Genomic DNA, 18,271 nt, shown 5'->3' with positions numbered 1-18,271 from the left:
AGCGGCGGGGGCGGCTCACGGCAGGCTGAGGAACGAGTCCAGCACCTTCTTCGGCTCGGGGCCGGCCTTCTCGAAGGCGACCCGCACCTTGTTGCCGTCGACCGAGAGCACCTTCCCGTAGCCGAACTTCTGGTGGAAGACCCGCGTCCCGACGGCGAACTTCGCGGCTTCCTCGATCACCGAACGGGCGACGATCTCGCCCTCGATGAGGCGCACCGGCGCCGGCCGGGTGCCACTCGCGGCCGCCTCGCCGGTCCGTGCCCGCGCCCGCTCCCAGCCCGGGGTCGTGTAGCGCGACGACTGGAACGGCTCCATGCGGTCGAAGCGGCTCTGGCCATAGCCGCCATAGCCGCCGGTGCCGCCCTGCTCGCGCACCTCGACATGGTCGGCCGGCAACTCGTCGAGGAAACGCGACGGGATCGAGGCGTTCCACAGGCCGTGGATGCGGCGGTTGGAAGCGAACCAGACGAGGGCGCGCTTGCGGGCCCGCGTCAGCCCGACATAGGCGAGGCGCCGCTCCTCCTCGAGGCCGGCCTGGCCGGATTCGTCGAGCGCCCGCTGGTGCGGGAACAGCCCTTCCTCCCAGCCGGGCAGGAAGACGGTGTCGAACTCGAGCCCCTTCGCCGCGTGCAGCGTCATCAGCGTCACCGCCTGGACGCCGGCCTCGCTGTCGGTGTCGACGACGAGCGCGATGTGCTCAAGGAAGGCCTGCAGGCTCTCGAAGTCCTGCATGGCGCGGACGAGTTCCTTCAGGTTCTCGAGCCGGCCCGGGGCGTCCGGCGAGCGGTCCTGCCGCCACATCTCGGTGTAACCGGACTCGTCCAGCACGATTTCTGCCAGTTCCCCGTGCGGCATCCGCTCGAGCGCCGCCCGCCAGCGCGCGAACGAGGACAAGAGGTCGCGCAGCGTCGAGCGCGCCTTCGGCTTCAGCTCCTCGGTCTCGACGATCTCGGCGGCCGCCTGCATCAGCGGCACGCGGCGGTCGCGGGCGGTATCGTGCAGCAGGCGGACGGTGGCGTCGCCGAGGCCGCGCTTCGGCGTGTTGACGATGCGCTCGAAGGCGAGGTCGTCGGCCGGCTGGGCGGTGCAGCGCAGGTAGGCGAGCGCGTCGCGGATCTCGGCACGCTCGTAGAAGCGCGGGCCGCCGACGACCCGGTAGGCGAGGCCGAGGGTGACGAAGCGGTCTTCGAACTCGCGCATCTGGAAGGAGGCGCGGACGAGGATCGCCATCTCGTCCAGCGAGTGGCCCTTGCGCTGCAGGCTCTCGATCTCCTCGCCGATGGCGCGCGCCTCCTCCTGGGAATCCCAGGCCGAGGCGACGGTGACCTTCTCGGCGTCGGCGTCGACGATCTCGGTGAACAGCGTCTTGCCGAGGCGGCCCTTGTTGTTGGCGATGAGGTGGGAGGCGCTCGCCAGGATCGGCGCGGTCGAGCGGTAGTTACGCTCCAGCCGGATGACGGCGGCGCCGGGGAAGTCGTGCTCGAAGCGCAGGATGTTGTCGACGTCGGCGCCGCGCCAGCCATAGATCGACTGGTCGTCGTCGCCGACGCAGCAGAGGTTCGACTGCCCCTGGGCGAGCAGGCGGAGCCAGAGATACTGCGCCGTGTTGGTGTCCTGGTACTCGTCGACGAGCATGTAGCGGAAGCGCCGCTGGTAGTCGGCGAGGACGTCCGGATGGGCGCGGAACACCTCGATCGGCAGCACCAGCAGGTCGCCGAAGTCGGTGGCGTTGAGCGTCTTCAGGCGGTCCTGGTAGGCGGCGTAGAGCGCCTGGCCCTTGCCGCCGGCGAACGCCCGGCCCTCGCCCTGCGGCACGGCAGGCGGCAACAGGCCGCGGTTCTTCCAGCCGTCGATGAGGTTGGCGAGCTGGCGCGCCGGCCAGCGCTTCTCGTCGATGCCGTCGGCCTGCAGCAGCTGCTTCATCAGCCTGAGCTGGTCGTCGGTGTCGAGGATGGTGAAGTCCGGCCGGAGGCCGACGAGCTCGGCGTTGCGGCGAAGGATGCGCGTGCCGATCGAGTGGAAGGTGCCGAGCCAGCTCATCCCCTCGGCGGAGGGGCCGATCAGGGCGGCGATGCGGTGGCGCATCTCGCGCGCCGCCTTGTTGGTGAAGGTGACGGCGAGGATCTGGTAGGGGGCGGCGCGGCCGGTCGCCAGGATGTGGGCGATGCGGGTGGTGAGCACGCGCGTCTTGCCGGTGCCGGCGCCGGCGAGCACCAGCACGGGGCCGTCGAGCGTCTCCACCGCCCGGCGCTGCTCGGGGTTGAGGCCGTCGAGATAGCGCGGCGCGCCGGCGCCGAGCGCACGGGCGGCGATGCCGCCCGCCTTCGGGACCGGCGGCGCCGTCTCCAGGAAGCGGGGGTCGTCTGGGACGCGGGGCACGCGGCCAGCGGGTGACGCCATCGTGGACGGCCTTTCGCCGAGGAGCGGGCGGCGGCGATTCGCCGGGGTGCCCGAGAATACAGGAAATGCGAGCGGCGGTGTGGCGGCGGGCTCGCCGCGGAGTGCCGGCCCGGAGCCTGCGCGGTTCCCGTCTCAGATGGACGGGGGCCGGCGGTCCGGCAAGGCCGCGCGGACGCGGCGGGTGGTCGCCCAGAGCGCGAAGGCGGCGAAGCCGAGGGCGGCGACATAGACCGGCAGCGACCACCAGGCCGCCTCGACGGAGACGCCGACGGCGATGCCGGTGATGGCGCCGGCGACCATCTGCAGGAAGCCCATCAGCGACGACGCGCTGCCGGCCCGCTGCGGAAACGGCACGATCGCCGCGGCCGTCGCCTGCGGCAGCGCCAGTCCGAGGCCGGCGAGATAGACCATCATCGGCACGAAGATCTCGGTCGGGTGGCCGGAGCCGGCGAGGGTGGCGACGAGCATCAGCGCGCCGCCCAGCGCCGTCATCGCGGTGCCGAGCCCCATCACCCGCGACATCCCGAGCCGCATGACGATGCGCTGCCCGGCGAGCGAGCCGGCGGTGAAGGCGACCGCGCCGGCGCCGAAGGCGAGACCGAAGCCGAGCGGCCCGAGGGCGTAGTGGTCCTGCAGCACGAAGGAGGAGCCGGAGATGTAGGCGAACAGCCCGGCATAGACGGCGCACAGGATCGCCACGTTGGCGCGGAAGGCGCCGGAGCGCAAGATCGCGCCGAAATCGCGCGCGATGCCGGCCGGCGACAGCCTGACCGTCGGATCGCCGCCGCGCGTCTCCGGCAGCCGCGTCACCGCCACGAAGGCGAGGAAGCCGGCGAAGGCGAGGGTGAACACGAACGAGGAGCGCCAGCCGCCGATGCCGTCGAGCAGGCCGCCGATGGTCGGCGCGATCGCCGGCACGACCCCCATGATGGCGCCCATGCGGGCGAGCTCCTGGCCGGCGCGCGGGCCGTCATAGAGGTCGCGGACGATCGAGCGGGCGAGGATCACCGGGCCGGCGCCGCCGAGCGCCTGGATGAAGCGGCCGGCGATCAGCGTCTCGACGGTGGGGGCGATCGCGCAGGCGAGCGTGCCGACGAGCAGGATCGTCAGGCCGGCGATCAGGATGGGACGCCGGCCGTAGCGGTCGGCCAGCGGCCCGTAGACGAGCATGCCGGTGGCGAAGCCGACGAGGAAGACCGACAGCGTCAGCTGCACGCGGGCGATCGACGAGCCGAAGTCGTCGACGATGCGCGGCAGCGACGGCAGGTACATGTCGGTCGACAGCGGACCGATCGCCGTCAAGAGCGCGAGCAGGACGGTGAGCGCGATCGAGCCCGGCCTCAGCACCGCACACCCTCGTCCGGAAAAGGGAAGGCACCCGCGCCGGAGAGGCGGGGTGCCTGAAAGCCTTGCGACAATCTTCGCCGCATCGTCGCTGCCGCCGCGGCCTCAGGCCGCGGCGCGCCGTCCGCTCACTCGGCGGCGGCGACCGGGGCAGCGGCCTTGGCGGCGAGGTTCGCGGTCTTGCCGCGGCTGTCGCGCTTCTCGACGATGCGGGCCGCCTTGCCGGTCAGGCCGCGCAGATAATAGAGCTTGGCGCGCCGCACCTTGCCGCGCCGCACCAGATCGACGGACTCGATCATCGGCGAGTAGATCGGGAAGACGCGCTCGACGCCCTCGCCGTAGGAGATCTTGCGGACCGTGAAGCTCTCGTTGAGCCCGGCGCCGCCGCGGGCGATGCAGACGCCCTCATAGGCCTGCACGCGGGTGCGGGTGCCTTCGGTGACGCGCACGTTCACCTTCACGGTGTCGCCGGGGGCGAACGCCGGGAGGGTGCGCTTGGCGGTGACCACCGCCATCTGCTCTTTATTGATCTCGTCGATGATGTTCATGACTGTCGTCTCTTCACTCGCCGCCGGACGCCACACCCGCCCGGACCGCGTCGTCCGTACGTTTTCCGAGGCAGCATGCGATCACTGGAAAAAAGCTGGGCGAGCCATTATACGAATCCGACAGGCTTGTCGATTCCGATGTGACGGCTCGATGTCGTGCGGATTGACGCCCGTGGCCGGTGCCGCTATAGACCGCGCCGACGGCGGCCGGTGGCTGCCCCCTTATGCATTCGGCGTGCGTCCGGGCCAAGTCCTGTCCGCACCCCCTGACCGCAGAGACACCGGATCACCATGGCGAACACGTCCTCGGCCAAGAAGATGGCCCGCAAGATCGAGGCCCGCACCGAGAAGAATCGGGGCCGTCGCAGCCGCGTGCGCACCTTCCTGCGCAAGGTCGAGGAGGCGATCGCCTCCGGCGACCAGACTGCCGCGAAGACTGCCCTGGCGGCTGCCGAGCCCGAGCTGATGCGCGCCGCGTCCAAGGGGATCGTCCACAAGAACACCGCCTCCCGCAAGGTGTCGCGGCTCTCCGCCCGCGTGAAGTCGATCGCCGCCGCCTGACACGGCGCTCTCCGACCGGACGCCCGACGTCCGGTCGCTGCCTGCCCTGTCGAGGCCGCATGCCGGGTTGTCGCCGACGCGACGTGACGCCCGGCGAATGTGGCACTGAAGCCAAAACAAGGCCCGGCCCGCGCCGGGCCTTTTTGCGTTCGCGGCCTCGAGAGTGGCGGATGACGCCGGACGGTCCGGGGCGCGTCGCACGGGACGCGCGGGCGCGTCCAGGCTCGCTTCCTTGGCCACACGTCCCGCCGGGCGCACAGGGCAGGACGGAGGCGTCGCGGGGGGTCCCGGACGGGCGACGGAGACGGCTCCTAACGAGGCGGGATCGGGCGCGCGCTAAGCCGGGCCGGGGCCCCCAGTCAAGGGCCGAACGCCCCCGTCCACGGCCGTCCACAGGCAAAGGTGGCTAAGCTTTGCCGAGGCGCCACACAGTGCTTCGCCGGCTTTCGAGCTGACTCGAAAAAAGGCGGCGCCGCAAGGCGTTAGCGACAGGTCCCGCATGCCCGGCGAGGCCCGCCGCCCGGCGGGGCGAGTCAAGGCTTCCGGCTAATATTTTTTTTACCTTCCGGTGCTCCGGCGACTCTCCCGCAGGGCAATTATGGCAAGGCTTTGAGTCTGCACGTTTTGCCCGGCGACCACCGCGTCCAGGGTGGCCCAGCTGGGCGGTGAGGGGGTGTGCGAGGCCGTCGCGGGGCGATTCATTCTGTTGCGGCACCACCCCCCTCTGTGTATTTTCGAAGCCATCGGGGGCGCGCCTCCCGGCTCATCAAACATTGAGTCCAATTGCAACGCCTACTTTGGGCGGAGCAGTCAATTTGTTCGCGTTCAGGTGTCCAGAAACCTAAGCAAAATTAGGAAATTTCCAGATGCGCACCGAACTGAACGCAGGGACTAGACTTTAGCGAGCGCCTTTCGTACGTCCCTCGCGACGAAAACCTCACTTTCCATCCTTGGCAAGACGGCGGTGCCCGGCACCGCGGGGGAACAACTATGCCTGCTGACGCAGCGAACTCCTATGCCGGCGACATATCGCCGGATGAGGCCTGGGACCTGCTCGCCGGCGATCCGAAGGCGATGCTGGTCGACGTCCGCACCGTCGCGGAGTGGAACTTCGTCGGCACCCCGGATCTGCGTCCGCTCGGCAAGCAGGCGCTGCTCGTCGAGTGGCAGGGGTTCCCCTCGGCTGGCCCGCGGCCGGACTTCGTCGCCACCGTCGAGCGCCACTTCGACGATCACGGCGTGCCGAAGGATGCACCGGTGGTGCTGCTCTGCCGGTCCGGGGTGCGCAGCCGCTCGGCGGCGATCGCGCTGACCGCGGCCGGCTTCGCACGGGCCTTCAACATCGAGAACGGCTTCGAGGGACCGCTCGACCCGGAGGGCCACCGGGGCGGCGTCGACGGCTGGAAGGCCCGCGGTCTTCCGTGGGCGCAAAGCTGATGCCACGGCGTGCGGCGGCTGCCGCCCAGAGGGACGACTGGTGGAGGGGATCGGTGACCCGGCCCGGTGACGGGCCGGCGAGGGTGTGGGGGAAGAGCACGATCGAAGACGGGACGGAACCGGCGGACGGGCCGGTGGCGACGAGGGCGACGATGGACAGCTTCGCAGACGACGGATCGGACGACGGAGAGGCGCTGGGCGCGATGGGACCGGTCTCGGTGCCGGAGGACGCGGCGTCCGAAGCCCGGAGCGTCGGCGGCGAGGCCCCCCTCGACGGCGCCTCCGCCGAGGTCCCGGCTGAGGCGGCCCCCGCCGGGGAGCCCGCCGCCGAGATCTGGAACCGCGTCAAGGCACGGCTCCGGGCCGAGTTCGGCGAGGCGGTGTTCTCGAGCTGGTTCGCTCGCCTCGATTTCGAGGACTGCGACGCCGCGGCGCTGCGCCTGTCGGTCCCGACGCGCTTCCTCAAGCAGTGGATTCACGGAAACTACGGCGACCGCCTCACCGAGCTCTGGCGGGTGGAGAGCGGCAGCGTGCGGCGTGTCGACATCGCCGTGCGCACCGCCGGCCGCGGCCGTGCCGTCGCCGCCCCGACGGCGGCGGTGGCGGTGCGCGCGCCGGCGCCGGAGCCCCGCCGCTCCGACGGTCAGCGCCGGACGACGTCAGGCACCGGTGGCTCCGCCCGGCCGGCCGCCCGTTCCGAGGGCAGCCGCTACGACGGTGGCCGCGCCGACACGGGTCGCAGCGACGGGGGACGCGAGTCCGCCCTCGCCGGCTCGCCGCTCGACCCGCGCTTCACCTTCGACACGTTCCTGGAAGGGCGCACGAATGCGCTGGCGCTCGCCGCCGCCCGGCAGGTCGCCGGCGCCCGTCCGGGCGAGGCGGTGCCGTTCAACCCCTTGTTCGTGCAGGCGCCGGTCGGCTTCGGCAAGACGCACCTCCTGCAGGCGATCGCCGGCGAGGCGCAGCGCAACGGCGGCCGGCGGGTGCTCTATCTCACCGCCGAGCACTTCGTGTACCGCTTCGTCGCCGCCTTGCAGGCCCACACGGCGCTGAACTTCAAGGACGCGCTGCGCGAGATCGACCTCCTGATCATCGACGACATGCAGTTCCTGCAGGGCGACCGCAGCCAGGCCGAGTTCTGCCACACCCTCAACGCCCTGATCGACGGCGCCCGCCAGGTGGTGGTCGCCGGCGACCGGCCGCCGAGCGAGCTCGAGTCCCTCGACGCGCGGGTGCGCTCGCGCCTCGCCGGCGGTCTGCTGGTGGAACTGATGCCGCCGGATGCAGAGCTGCGCCGGCGCATCCTCGCCCAGCGCCTCGCCGCCCAGCGCGTCGCCTTCCCCGGTGTCGAGGTGCCGGAGGCGGTGATCGACTTCGTCGCCCGCGCCGTCGCCACCAACGGGCGCGATCTCGAGGGCGCGGCGAACCGCCTCGTCGCCCACAACCAGCTGACCGGCGCGCCGATCTCGATCGAGATGGCCGAGACGGTGCTGCGCGACCTGCTGAAGCAGCGCGAGGCCCGGCGCGTCCGCATCGAGGACATCCAGCGCGTCGTCGCCCGCCACTACTCGATCCCGAAGACCGATCTCGTCTCCGCCCGGCGCACCCAGGCGATCGTCCGGCCGCGACAGATCGCCATGTATCTCGCCAAGGTGCTGACGCCGCGCTCGCTGCCGGAGATCGGCCGGCGCTTCGGCGGCCGCGACCACACCACGGTGCTGCACGCCGTGCGCAAGATCGACGAGCTCGCCAAGACGGACACCCGTCTCGCCGACGACATCGAGCTCCTGAAGCGCCAGATCGAGGACGAGCCGTCGCGCTGAGCGGCGGTTTCCGCCGGGTCGGCCGATCGCCCGCCACGCCGCCCCTTGCATCCGGCGTCGTCAGCGGGCAGGTTCGGCGCCCCCGGCGCTGGTCCTCGGCGCCGGTCCCTTTTCTTGACCCAGAAGACGGACCGACATCGATGCGCGCGACCCTGGAGCGGGCTCACCTGCTGAAGACGCTCTCGCACGTGCACCGTGTCGTCGAGCGTCGCAACACCATCCCGATCCTCTCCAACGTGCTGGTGCGCGCCGACGGCGGCGAGGTGCGCCTGAAGGCGACCGACCTCGACCTCGAGATCACCGAGACGACACCGGCGGTGGTCGAGCAGCCCGGCGCCACCACCGTGCCGGCCCACCTGCTGCACGACATCGTCCGCAAGCTGCCGGACGGCGCCCAGGTCTCGCTTGAGACGGCGCCCGACGGGGCGAACCTGTCGATCCGCTCCGGCCGCTCGCGCTTCAGCCTGCAGATGCTGCCGGAGACGGATTTCCCCGACATCACTGCCGGGCCGTTCACCCACCGCTTCGAGATGAAGGCGGCCGACCTCAGGCGGCTGATCGACCGCACCCAGTTCGCGATCTCCACCGAGGAGACGCGCTACTATCTGAACGGCATCTATCTCCACACCCTCGACGGCCGCGGCGGGCCGACGCTGCGCGCCGTCGCCACCGACGGCCACCGCCTCGCCCAGGCCGACATCGCCGCGCCGGAAGGCTCGGCCGGCATGCCGGGCGTCATCGTGCCGCGCAAGACGGTGGGCGAGATCAAGAACCTCATCGACGACCCCGAGGCGACCGCCTTGGTGGAGCTGTCGGAGGCGAAGCTGCGCATCTCGATCGGCACGGTGGTGCTGACCTCGAAGCTGATCGACGGCACGTTCCCCGACTATGCCCGCGTCATCCCGCAGGGCAACGACAAGGAACTCGCCGTCGAGCGCGACGACTTCAAGACTGCGGTCGACCGCGTCTCGACGGTGTCGAGCGAGCGCGGCCGGGCTGTGAAGCTGTCGATCTCCGAGGGCAAGCTGGTGCTCGCCGTCAACAACCCGGACTCCGGCTCGGCCACGGAAGAGCTTCCCGCCGACTACGAGGACGAGGCGCTGGAGATCGGCTTCAACGCCAAGTACCTGCTCGACATCGCCGACCAGATCGGCAGCGGCACGATGCGCTTCCGCCTCGCCGACCCGGGTTCGCCGACACTGATCCAGGACGGCGGCGACGAGAGCGCGCTCTTCGTGCTCATGCCGATGCGGGTGTGACGGAGACCGTCCGGCCCGGCACGGCTGCGCCGTTCCTGTCGACGCTGCGGCTCACCGATTTCCGCAACTACGGCCGTCTGGTGCTGGGGCTCGGCCCCGGCGCGGTGGTGCTCGTCGGCGACAACGGCGCCGGCAAGACCAATCTCCTCGAGGCTGTCTCGTTCCTCTCGCCCGGCCGCGGCTTCCGGCGCGCCGCCAACGAGGCGGTGGCGCGGCGCGGCTCGTCCGGCGCCTGGGCGGTGGCCGCCACGCTCGAGGGCGCTGACGGCGAGACGGCGATCGGCACTGGTCTCGTCGAGGGCGATCTCGGCCGGGCCCGTCGCGTCCGCGTCGACGGCCAGGACGCCACCGCCGAGACGCTGTCGCGCCTCCTCTCCGTGCTCTGGCTGACGCCGGCGATGGACGGGCTGTTCACCGGCCCGCCCGGCGACCGCCGCCGCTTCCTCGACCGCCTGGTGCTTGCCGTCGACGCCGGCCACGCGGCGCGCGTGGCGGCCTACGAGCGGGCGATGACGGAGCGCAACCGCCTGCTCGAGCAGGGGGCCGAAGCGCGCTGGCTCGACGCGGTGGAGACGCAGCTCGCCGAGACCGGCGTCGCCGTCGCCGCCGCCCGCCGCGAGGTGGTCGGCTGCCTCGAGCGGCTCGCGGCCGCCGCCGACGGCGCCGACTTCCCCGTCGCGGTGCTGGCGCTCGCCGGCGAGATCGACGACGACCTCGCCGCCCGTCCCGCCACCGCGGTGGAGGACGGTCTGCGCGCGGCCTTGCGCGCCGGCCGCGCCCGCGACCGCGCCGCCGGCCGCACCCTCGACGGCCCGCATCGCTCGGACCTTCTCGTCAGCCATCGCGAGAAGGCGATGCCGGCGGCGCTGTCGTCGACCGGCGAGCAGAAGGCGCTGCTGATCGGGCTGGTGCTGGCGCATGCCGAACTCGTCGCGGCGCTCACCGGCCGCACGCCGCTGCTGCTGCTCGACGAGGTCGCGGCCCATCTCGACGCCCGCCGGCGCGGCGGCCTGTTCGCCAGGCTGTCGCGCCTCGGCGCCCAGGTCTTCATGACCGGCACGGACGCCACCCTGTTTGAGCTGGTCGGCGAGCCTGCTCAGCGCTTCACGGTCGCAGCCGGAACCGTCGTGCCGGCCTGACGGACGCGCTTCAGCCGGCGGTGAGGCCGCCGTCGACGGAGTGCAGCGAGCCGGTGATGAAGCCAGCACTGTCCGAGGCCAGGAAGACGACGAGCTCCGCCACGTCCTCGGGCGTACCGACGCGACCGGCCGGATAGGTCGCCGCCTCCGCCGCCCAGGCGGCCGCGGGATCGGTCATGCGGTCGAAGATCGCGTCGGTGAGCGGGGTGCGCGTCGTGCCGGGGCAGACGGCGTTGACGCGGATGCCGTGCGGGGCGAGGTCGAGGGCGAGGCTCTTCGTCATCTGCCCGAGCGCCCCCTTGGTCAGCCCGTAGACGAGCGAGTTGCGCTTGCCGATCAGCGCCTGGTCGGAGGCGTTGATGACGACCGCGCCACCGCCGGCCGCCACCAGCCGCGGCACGGTGGCGGCGAGGGTCTTCACCGTGCCCTTGATGTTGACGTCGACGACGAGGTCGAGGTCGGCGTCGGTGATGTCGAGGATCGAGTTGAAGCGGTGGATGCCGGCGTTGGCGAAGACGACGCCGAGCGGCCCGAACGCCGCCTCGGTCGCCTTCACCGCCGTGCCAAGGTCGGCGCCCCGGCGGACGTCGCCGGCGAAGAAGCGGCAGCTGTCGCGCCCGAAGCGCTCTTCCAGCGCCCGGCCGGCGGAAATGTCGGTGTCGAGCAAGCCGACCCTTCGGCCGTCGCGGACGAAGGCCGCCACGGCGGCAGCGCCGATGCCGGCGGCACCCCCGGTGACGAACACGGACCTGTCGGACGCCGCCATGCCGCTCCTCCCTCGATCGAACGCGGGCGCCGCTTCCCGCGGAGCTCGTCCGGGTGCGGCCCTTCTGTCGGGGGAGAGGCTGCGCCCCACGGCAGCCGCCGTCAATCGCGCGCGATCAGGCGATCCGCGGCCTGACGGCCGGCGCCGCGCCTACTTCTCGACGCCGGCGATGGCGCTGGCGAAGTCGGCGGCGTCGAAGGGGGCGAGGTCGTCGACGCCCTCGCCGACGCCGATGAAGTGCACGGGAATCTTGTGCTTGGTGGCGATCGCCACGAGGATGCCGCCGCGTGCCGTGCCGTCGAGCTTGGTCATCGCGAGGCCGGTGACGCCGGCCATGCGGCCGAAGATCTCCACCTGCTGCAGGGCGTTCTGCCCCGTCGTTGCGTCGAGAACGAGCAGCACGTCGTGCGGCGCGCTGGCGTCCTGCTTGCGGATGACGCGGATCACCTTCTCGAGCTCGGCCATCAGCTCCGTGCGGTTCTGCAGGCGCCCGGCGGTGTCGATCAGGAGCACGTCGACGCCGGCGGCCGTCGCCTCCTTGAACGCGTCGAAGACGAGCGCCGAGGCGTCCGAGCCCTGCGGCCGCGCCACCACGGCCGAGCCGGTGCGCTCGCCCCAGATCTTCAGCTGCTCGATCGCCGCAGCGCGGAAGGTGTCGCCGGCGGCGAGCATCACCGACTTGCCCTCGCGGCGCAGGCGTGCGGCGACCTTGCCGATCGTCGTCGTCTTGCCGGAGCCGTTGACGCCGACGACCAGCACCACGTGCGGCTTGCGCGCCGGGTCGATGACGAGGGGTTTGGCTACCGGCATCAGGCGGGCGGAGACTTCCTCCGCGAGGATGGCGCGGACGTCGTCCTCGCCGATGCCCTTCTCGTAGCGCCCGGCGGAGACGCGGGCGACGATCGCCGCCGCGGTGTCGACGCCGAGATCACTCTCGATCAGCAGGTCCTCGAGGTCATCGAGGGTGGCGGTGTCGAGCTTGCGCTTGGTGAACAGCGCCCCGAGCTTGTCGCCGAAGGCCGAGGACGAGCGCTTCAGCCCCTTGCCGAGGCGGGCGATCCAGCTCTCCTTCGGCGCCTCGGGCTGAGGCGCCGGCGGCGGGGCCGGTGCTGCGAAGAAGGGGCGGGCGGGCGCGGGGGTCGGAGGGGGGGGCTCGACCGGCGGCGGTTGCGGGGCGGGCTCGGCGGGCGGGACCTCGCGCGATGACTGCGCTTCATCCGCAGCCGGGCCGGCGACGGGTTCTGGCGTGGCCGGCGGCGCCTCAGCGGCCGGCGCCTCCGCGGCCGGTGCGAACGGTTCCGCCTTCGTCGTCTCCGGGACCGGTGTCTCGGGCGCCGGCGGCGGCGTCTCGCCGAAGCCGAACAGGCGGCCGAACAGGCCGGGCTTGCGGGGTTCGCTCATCGTGTCCTTCAGGCGGCTTCGGCCAACAGGGCCTCGGCGATCAGCCGGCCGCCGCCGTGACCGGTGATGCGGGCGGCGAGGATCTCGCCGGCGCGCCCACCGGGAATGAGGGTGGGCGCGAAGTGTTCCGTCCGGCCGACGCCGTCCGTCTCCACCAGTACCTGCCGGCGGTGGCCGACCTCGCCGGCGAGGTGGGCGGCGAGCCGTGCCGCGCCGCGCTCGCGCAGCAGGCGGGCGCGCTCGCGGGCGACGTCGCCCGGCACCTGCGGCATGCGGGCGGCCGGCACGCCGGGGCGGGCGGAGAACGGGAAGACGTGCAGGAACGTCAGCCCGCAATCGTCGACGTGAGCGAGCGTATTGGCGAACATCGCCTCCGTCTCGGTGGGGAAGCCGGCGATCAGGTCGGCGCCGAACACCATGTCCGGTCGAAGCCGCCGCGCTTCCTCACAAAAGCGCACCGCATCGGCGGTGAGGTGCCGCCGCTTCATGCGCTTCAGGATCATGTCGTCGCCGGCCTGCAGCGACAGGTGCAAGTGCGGCATCAGCCGCTCCTCGTCGGCGATGGCGCGCAACAGCGCCGGATCGGCCTCGACGGAATCGATCGAGGAGATCCTGAGCCGCGGCAGCTCCGGCACGAGCTTGAGGATCCTCGCGACGAGGTCGCCGAGCCGCGGCGTGCCGGGCAAATCCGATCCGTAGGCGGTGAGGTCGACGCCGGTCAGCACCACCTCGGCCGTGCCGGCGAGAGCGATGCGGCGCACCTCCTCGACGACGGCGCCCATCGGCACCGAGCGCGACGGGCCGCGGCCGAACGGGATGATGCAGAAGGTGCAGCGGTGGTCGCAGCCGTTCTGCACCTGCACGAACGCGCGCGTCCGTCCGTCCAGCCCGTCAATCAGGTGCGCGGCGGTCTCGCGCACGCTCATGATGTCGTCGACGAGCACCTTCTCGGCGCCCGCGAGACCGAAGTCCGGCCCGGCCACCTTCCGCCACGACGCGCCCGAGAGCTTCTCGGCATTGCCGAGCACGAGGTCGACCTCGTCCATGCCGGCGAACGTGGCGGGCTCGATCTGGGCGGCGCAGCCGGTGACGACGATGCGGGCGCCGGGGTTCTCGCGGCGGGCGCGGCGGATCGCCTGGCGCGCCTGGCGCACCGCCTCGCCGGTGACGGCGCAGGTGTTGACGACGATCGCCTCACCGATGCCGGCCGCCTCCGCCTCGCGGCGGATGACCTCGGACTCGGCCGTGTTCAGCCGGCAGCCGAAGGTGAGGACGGAGACGCCCATCAGGCGGCCGCCCGGCCGAGGTCGACGGTAAGCGTGTCGCGGTCGATGCTGCCGACGGCCTCCGTCTCGACGAGGCCGGTCATCAGGATGTGGCCGTCGTGGGGGCGGACCTCGATGTCGAGATTGCCGCCGGGAAGCGACACCCGCACCGACGGCCCAGTGCGGCCGCTGCGGGCGGCTAGCGCCGCGATGGCGCAGGCGGCCGAGCCGCAGGCGAGCGTCGCCCCGGCGCCGCGCTCCCAGACGCGCGCCGTCACCGCGTCCGGACCGTCGACGCGCACGAACGAGACGTTGACGCGGTCGGGAAACAGCGGGTGCGTCTCGATCATCGGCCCGAGGCGGGCAAGGTCGATCGCCTGCGGGTCGCTCACCCAGAACACCGCATGCGGATTGCCCATGCTGGCGCAGGCGGCCGGCCCGAGCAGGGCCGCGTCGTCAACGCCGAGGGGTACGTCCACGGCACCCGTATCGGAGACGGCGTGGGCGAGCGGCACGTCCGCCCAGCCGAAGCGGGCGGGGCCCATGTCGATCGTGTAGGTGAGCGGCCGCGGCCCGCGGGTCATCGCCAGCGCACCGGCGGTCGTCTCGGCGACGAGCCGGTCGGCGTCGGTCTCGGCGAACAGCACGTCGGCGACGCAGCGCATGCCGTTGCCGCAGGCGCCGGCGGGCGTGCCGTCGGAATTGTGGATGGCGATGACGACGTCGGCGCCGTCGCGGCCGGGGTGCAGGGCCATCAGCTGGTCGAAGCCGAGCCCGCGCGACGGCCCGGCGAGGGTGCGCGCCTCGGCCTCGGTCAGCGGCGTCCCGCCGGCGCGAAGGTGCGCGCGCAGGTCGACCACCGCGATGCGGTTGCCGATGCCGTTCATCTTGAAGACGGGGAGGCGGTCGCCCATCGCTGGTTCCGGCCTGTCCGGGTGTCGGGATCACAGGGCGGCGACGCCGCGACGCGGCCGGTGCCGCGGTCGATCGGTTGCACGGTCGCCCTGCGGTCTATATGGCCGAAGGCGGGCCGGAACGGAAGAGGCGGGCGCCCCGACCGCAGTCCGACGGCCGTCTCCGAAGGGCTTCCCCCGGCATGCAGACGCCGCTCACCGCGCCTTCCCGTTCGGGCAGCACCCGCCTCACCGGCCTCGCCGTCGCGATCGCCGTGCCGCTTCTCGTGGCGCTCGCCTGGTGGGCGCTCGGCCGTCCCGCCGCGCTGCCGCCGCCGCCGCTCGCGCCGGGCGAGAAGATCGCCTGTCTCTCCTACGCCCCTTATGAAGGCACGCAGTCGCCGTTCCAGGCGGGGCTCGTCATTCCGCCCGACCAGATCGACCGCCAGTTCGAGGCGCTCTCGATCTCGACCGGGTGCCTGCGCACCTACTCCGTCGGCCAGGGCCTCGACAAGGCGCCGGAGATGGCGCGCAAGCACGGCCTGAAGCTCCTCATGGGCATCTGGCTCGGCCGCAACCGCGCCGACAACGCCGCCGAGATCAAGCGCGCCATCGAGCTCGGCAAGGAGTATCCGGACGTCATCCGGGCGATCGTCGTCGGCAACGAGGTGCTGCTGCGCCGCGACCTTCCCGTCGAGGAACTCGCCGCGGCCATCGCCGAGGTGCGCGACAACGCCGGCGTGCCGGTCACCTATGCCGACGTCTGGGAGTTCTGGGAGCGCAACGTGCCGCTCGCCGACGGGATCGACTTCGTGACCGTCCACATCCTGCCCTACTGGGAGGACGATCCGGTCGGCATCGACCACGCCAAGGAACACGTCGCCGACATCCGCCGCCACGTCGGCACGCTGTTTCCCGGCCGCGAGATCGTCATCGGCGAAACCGGCTGGCCGAGCGCCGGCCGCATGCGCGAGGACGCGCTGCCGTCACCATCGAACCAGGCCCGCTACTTTTCCGACATCATCGCGCTCTCGAAGGAGAACGGCTGGGACTACAACCTCATCGAGGCGAAGGACCAGCCGTGGAAGCGGGCGCTCGAGGGCACCGTCGGTGGCCACTGGGGCATCTTCGACGATGCCCTCGGCCTGAAGTTCGCCTGGGGGGAGCCGCTGCTCGATCGGCCGTTCTGGCTCTGGCAGGGCCTCCTCGGCGTGCTGGTGGCGACCGGCATGCTGGTGATGGGCCGGCGGGCGCTGTCGACCGAGCCGCTCCGGCTCGGCTTCGTCGCCGTCGTCGCCGGTGTCGCCCTGCCGTGGTGGCTGGTCGAGATGCCGCTCGTCAGCCTCGACGCCTGGGATTGGGCCTTCGCCTTCGCCACCCTCGGCGTGACGCTGATCCTGATGGTGGCGGTGCCGCTGGCGCTCTCGCGCGACCTGCGCTGGCCGCGGCTTGCCGTCGTGCTCGGCGGCGACCGTTCCGGCCCGCCTGGCCTGCTCGCCGCCATGCTCGGCTGGATGCTGCTCGCGACCGTTCTGCTGCTGTCGGCCGGGCTGCTCGCGATGCTGCTCGATCCGCGCTACCGCGACTTCCCCGTCGCCGCCTTCGCGGTGCCGGTGGCGGCCTTCCTGGCGGTTCCGGCGGGCGTCGCGCTGACGCGGCCGGAGCGCGTGCTGGCGCCGCTGATCGCGGCGGTCGCCATCGGCGTCGCCATCCGCGAGGGTGTCGAGAACTGGCAGGCGCTGCTGTTCGCCGCCGAAGGCGTGCTGTTGGCGCTCGCCCTCAGGCCCTGGCGGGGCGTGCGAGCGTGAGCAGCGCCAGCGTCAGCGCGAGCGCCGACGGCCAGGCGTTGAACAGCATCAGCCCGAGCCCGGCCACGAGCGCCGTCAGCACCAGCGGCAGCGGCCCCGGCTTCCACAGGCACCAGAGGCCGAGTGCCACTGCCACGATCCCCGGCACCAGCGTCCGGAAGCCCTCGTTGACGGCGTAACGCACGGTGCAGGCGAGCGATGTCGCCCCGGCCTCGCAGGCATGTCCGAGCGGCGTGTTCTCGACGAGCCCGTATCGCGCCGCCGCGGCGGCAGCGAGGGCGGCGGCGAAGGCCGCGAGCGTGGCGATCATGGTGAGCGGCGAGGGCAGGTAGGCGCGGGACATGCTGTGATCGCCTCCTCGGGGGAGTCCCTCATCGCCGGGCGCGGTGCGGGTGTCAATTCGCGGTGGTGCTGGTCATGGAGTAGTGACCCTGTCTGGCAGTCGAGCAACCGCTCGCAGTCGTCATCCCGGACAAGCGAGGCGCAGCCGAGCGCCGATCCGGGACCCAGCGTCAAAGTCCGCGCCGGAGGCGCGGCTTAAGCGTCGCGCGTCCCGCGCGACAACCATTGCGCTGGGTCCCGGATCGCTTCGCGTTGCTTCGCGTCCGGGATGACGCCGATAGGCCGAAGGCCGACGGCGAAACGCTACCCCCCGCCCTTCAGCACATCCGCCAGCCGGTGCGTCGCGGACCCAGGCTTCAGCGGCTTCGGCTGGCTCTCGTGCGGGGCCCAGCCGGAGAGGGAGACGATGTCGAGCGTCGCCCGCACGCGGCCGTCGGGGTCGGCGAAGCGCTCGGCGTAGATCGCCGCCGCTCGCAGAAGCACCGCGCGCCGCAGCGGCGTGCGCGGGCGGTCGGCGAGCGGGCTCGTCGCGCCGGCCTCGGCGAGGTCGCGGACGAGCGAGAACAGGCTGTCGTAGCGCACGGTGAGGCGGTCGACGTCGGCGACCGGCAGGGCGAAGCCCGCCCGCTGCAAGAGCGCGGCGAGATCCTGCAGGCTGGCGAAGGGGGCGACGCGCGCCGCCGCCCCGCCGGTGAGCTCGGCCTCGGCGGCGATCAGCGCCGTGCGCAGTTCGGTGAGCGTGTCGCCGCCGAGCAGGGCCGCAAGGAACAGCCCGTCGGGCTTCAGGGCGCGGCGGATCTGGATGAGCGCGCCGGGCAGGTCGTTCACCGCCTGCAGCGTCAGCGTCGCCACCACGAGGTCGAAGCTCGCGGCCGCGAACGGCAGCGCCTCCTCGTCGAGCACGACGTCCGGTCCGCCACCGGCCGGCTCGGCGGCGAGGACGTCGGCGCGCACCACCTCGGGCACGCCGCGCGCCCGCAGCACCGCCGCGACGCGGCCGCCGCTGCCGAGATCGAGGGCGCGCGCGAAGTCGCGCTTCACCGCCGTCAGCCGCTCGGCGACGTCGTCCGCCGCCGCGTCGCGCAGGAAGCCGCCGCCGTCGGCATGGCGGGCGAGGGCGCGGCGCCGGCGGGTGGCGACGAGGGCGCGGTCGAAGGGGGCGGCGGTCGGCATGGCCGATGCGCTAGCACCGAAATGCGGCACCGTCGATGGCCGCCCGCCGGCTCTGGACGTCGCGGCCGAGCGCACCACGTCTGCCGGTACGGCAGCGGCGCCGGCCCCGTTT

15 protein-coding genes are annotated in these 18,271 nt (G+C 72.4%); 6 read left to right on the top strand and 9 right to left on the bottom strand.

Annotated features, from left to right (window positions below; all coding sequences use genetic code 11):
• Window positions 1-15: 15 nt before the first annotated feature.
• From RUR49_RS02390 to rplS, 3 genes are all read right to left on the bottom strand, one after another.
• Window positions 16-2,400 (bottom strand): ATP-dependent helicase, encoded by a 2,385-nt coding sequence (locus RUR49_RS02390; RefSeq protein WP_409144737.1) that lies wholly within the window; start codon window positions 2,398-2,400, stop codon window positions 16-18.
• 132 nt (window positions 2,401-2,532) lie between these two features.
• Window positions 2,533-3,747, bottom strand: a complete 1,215-nt coding sequence (locus RUR49_RS02385) for a multidrug effflux MFS transporter (RefSeq protein WP_409144736.1) — start codon at window positions 3,745-3,747, stop codon at window positions 2,533-2,535.
• Between the two features lie 125 nt (window positions 3,748-3,872).
• A complete protein-coding gene (gene rplS, locus RUR49_RS02380; RefSeq protein WP_409144735.1) occupies window positions 3,873-4,292 on the bottom strand; it encodes a 50S ribosomal protein L19 in 420 nt (139 codons plus the stop codon).
• Between the two features lie 291 nt (window positions 4,293-4,583).
• On the opposite strand from rplS, the gene rpsT reads away from it, so the two are divergent.
• The 5 genes from rpsT (at window position 4,584) to recF (ending at window position 10,511) form a co-directional block, all read left to right on the top strand.
• The gene (rpsT, locus tag RUR49_RS02375; RefSeq protein WP_409144734.1) at window positions 4,584-4,853 is read left to right on the top strand and encodes a 30S ribosomal protein S20; all 270 of its coding nucleotides are present in this window, start codon (window positions 4,584-4,586) and stop codon (window positions 4,851-4,853) included.
• Window positions 4,854-5,843: 990 nt separating this feature from the next.
• Entirely contained in the window at window positions 5,844-6,290 is a 447-nt protein-coding gene (locus tag RUR49_RS02370) for a rhodanese-like domain-containing protein (RefSeq protein ID WP_409144733.1), read from the top strand.
• Between the two features lie 152 nt (window positions 6,291-6,442).
• A complete protein-coding gene (gene dnaA, locus RUR49_RS02365; protein WP_409144732.1) occupies window positions 6,443-8,113 on the top strand; it encodes a chromosomal replication initiator protein DnaA in 1,671 nt (556 codons plus the stop codon).
• A 140-nt stretch (window positions 8,114-8,253) separates the two neighbouring features.
• Window positions 8,254-9,372, top strand: a complete 1,119-nt coding sequence (gene dnaN, locus RUR49_RS02360) for a DNA polymerase III subunit beta (protein ID WP_409144731.1) — start codon at window positions 8,254-8,256, stop codon at window positions 9,370-9,372.
• Complete coding sequence (gene recF / locus RUR49_RS02355) at window positions 9,369-10,511, top strand: DNA replication/repair protein RecF (RefSeq protein ID WP_409144730.1); 1,143 nt, start codon at window positions 9,369-9,371, stop codon at window positions 10,509-10,511. The genes dnaN and recF overlap by 4 nt, the downstream gene beginning before the upstream one ends.
• Window positions 10,512-10,521: 10 nt before the next feature.
• Here the strand turns inward: recF and RUR49_RS02350 are convergent, their stop codons facing one another.
• From RUR49_RS02350 to dapF, 4 genes are all read right to left on the bottom strand, one after another.
• Entirely contained in the window at window positions 10,522-11,277 is a 756-nt protein-coding gene (locus RUR49_RS02350; RefSeq protein WP_409144729.1) for an SDR family NAD(P)-dependent oxidoreductase, read from the bottom strand.
• 150 nt (window positions 11,278-11,427) lie between these two features.
• Window positions 11,428-12,678: a signal recognition particle-docking protein FtsY gene (gene ftsY, locus RUR49_RS02345; RefSeq protein ID WP_409144728.1), complete on the bottom strand. Its 1,251-nt coding sequence runs from the start codon at window positions 12,676-12,678 to the stop codon at window positions 11,428-11,430.
• Window positions 12,679-12,686: 8 nt separating this feature from the next.
• Entirely contained in the window at window positions 12,687-13,964 is a 1,278-nt protein-coding gene (mtaB, locus tag RUR49_RS02340) for a tRNA (N(6)-L-threonylcarbamoyladenosine(37)-C(2))-methylthiotransferase MtaB (protein ID WP_409144727.1), read from the bottom strand.
• The gene (gene dapF / locus RUR49_RS02335; RefSeq protein ID WP_409144726.1) at window positions 13,964-14,857 is read right to left on the bottom strand and encodes a diaminopimelate epimerase; all 894 of its coding nucleotides are present in this window, start codon (window positions 14,855-14,857) and stop codon (window positions 13,964-13,966) included. The genes mtaB and dapF overlap by 1 nt, the downstream gene beginning before the upstream one ends.
• A 182-nt stretch (window positions 14,858-15,039) precedes the next feature.
• Here dapF and RUR49_RS02330 point away from each other — a divergent pair, with 182 nt between their 5' ends.
• Window positions 15,040-16,644, top strand: a complete 1,605-nt coding sequence (locus tag RUR49_RS02330; RefSeq protein ID WP_409144725.1) for a beta-1,6-glucan synthase — start codon at window positions 15,040-15,042, stop codon at window positions 16,642-16,644.
• On the opposite strand, the gene RUR49_RS02325 is transcribed toward RUR49_RS02330, so the two are convergent.
• The gene (locus RUR49_RS02325; protein ID WP_409144724.1) at window positions 16,616-16,987 is read right to left on the bottom strand and encodes a hypothetical protein; all 372 of its coding nucleotides are present in this window, start codon (window positions 16,985-16,987) and stop codon (window positions 16,616-16,618) included. The two genes, RUR49_RS02330 and RUR49_RS02325, sit on opposite strands and share 29 nt — an antisense overlap.
• A gap of 302 nt (window positions 16,988-17,289) precedes the next feature.
• Window positions 17,290-18,159, bottom strand: a complete 870-nt coding sequence (locus tag RUR49_RS02320; RefSeq protein ID WP_409144723.1) for a methyltransferase domain-containing protein — start codon at window positions 18,157-18,159, stop codon at window positions 17,290-17,292.
• Window positions 18,160-18,271 lie beyond the last annotated feature (112 nt).

Source organism: Pseudoxanthobacter sp. M-2, assembly GCF_046156265.1.
Lineage (GTDB): Bacteria > Pseudomonadota > Alphaproteobacteria > Rhizobiales > Segnochrobactraceae > CAMDHY01.
Note: the sequence above shows the minus strand (reverse complement) of the source record. Positions and strands in the feature narration are given on the sequence as shown.

Bases quoted from the DNA above. Each gene is read 5' to 3' on its own strand.
- RUR49_RS02350 (WP_409144729.1), bottom strand. From the start codon at position 11,277: ATGGCGGCGTCCGACAGGTCCGTGTTCGTCACCGGGGGTGCCGCCGGC.
- dnaA (WP_409144732.1), top strand. From the start codon at position 6,443: ATGGACAGCTTCGCAGACGACGGATCGGACGACGGAGAGGCGCTGGGC.
- ftsY (WP_409144728.1), bottom strand. From the start codon at position 12,678: ATGAGCGAACCCCGCAAGCCCGGCCTGTTCGGCCGCCTGTTCGGCTTC.
- RUR49_RS02330 (WP_409144725.1), top strand. From the start codon at position 15,040: ATGCAGACGCCGCTCACCGCGCCTTCCCGTTCGGGCAGCACCCGCCTC.
- dnaN (WP_409144731.1), top strand. From the start codon at position 8,254: ATGCGCGCGACCCTGGAGCGGGCTCACCTGCTGAAGACGCTCTCGCAC.
- RUR49_RS02320 (WP_409144723.1), bottom strand. From the start codon at position 18,159: ATGCCGACCGCCGCCCCCTTCGACCGCGCCCTCGTCGCCACCCGCCGG.
- RUR49_RS02390 (WP_409144737.1), bottom strand. From the start codon at position 2,400: ATGGCGTCACCCGCTGGCCGCGTGCCCCGCGTCCCAGACGACCCCCGC.
- dapF (WP_409144726.1), bottom strand. From the start codon at position 14,857: ATGGGCGACCGCCTCCCCGTCTTCAAGATGAACGGCATCGGCAACCGC.
- RUR49_RS02325 (WP_409144724.1), bottom strand. From the start codon at position 16,987: ATGTCCCGCGCCTACCTGCCCTCGCCGCTCACCATGATCGCCACGCTC.
- rplS (WP_409144735.1), bottom strand. From the start codon at position 4,292: ATGAACATCATCGACGAGATCAATAAAGAGCAGATGGCGGTGGTCACC.
- rpsT (WP_409144734.1), top strand. From the start codon at position 4,584: ATGGCGAACACGTCCTCGGCCAAGAAGATGGCCCGCAAGATCGAGGCC.
- mtaB (WP_409144727.1), bottom strand. From the start codon at position 13,964: ATGGGCGTCTCCGTCCTCACCTTCGGCTGCCGGCTGAACACGGCCGAG.
- RUR49_RS02370 (WP_409144733.1), top strand. From the start codon at position 5,844: ATGCCTGCTGACGCAGCGAACTCCTATGCCGGCGACATATCGCCGGAT.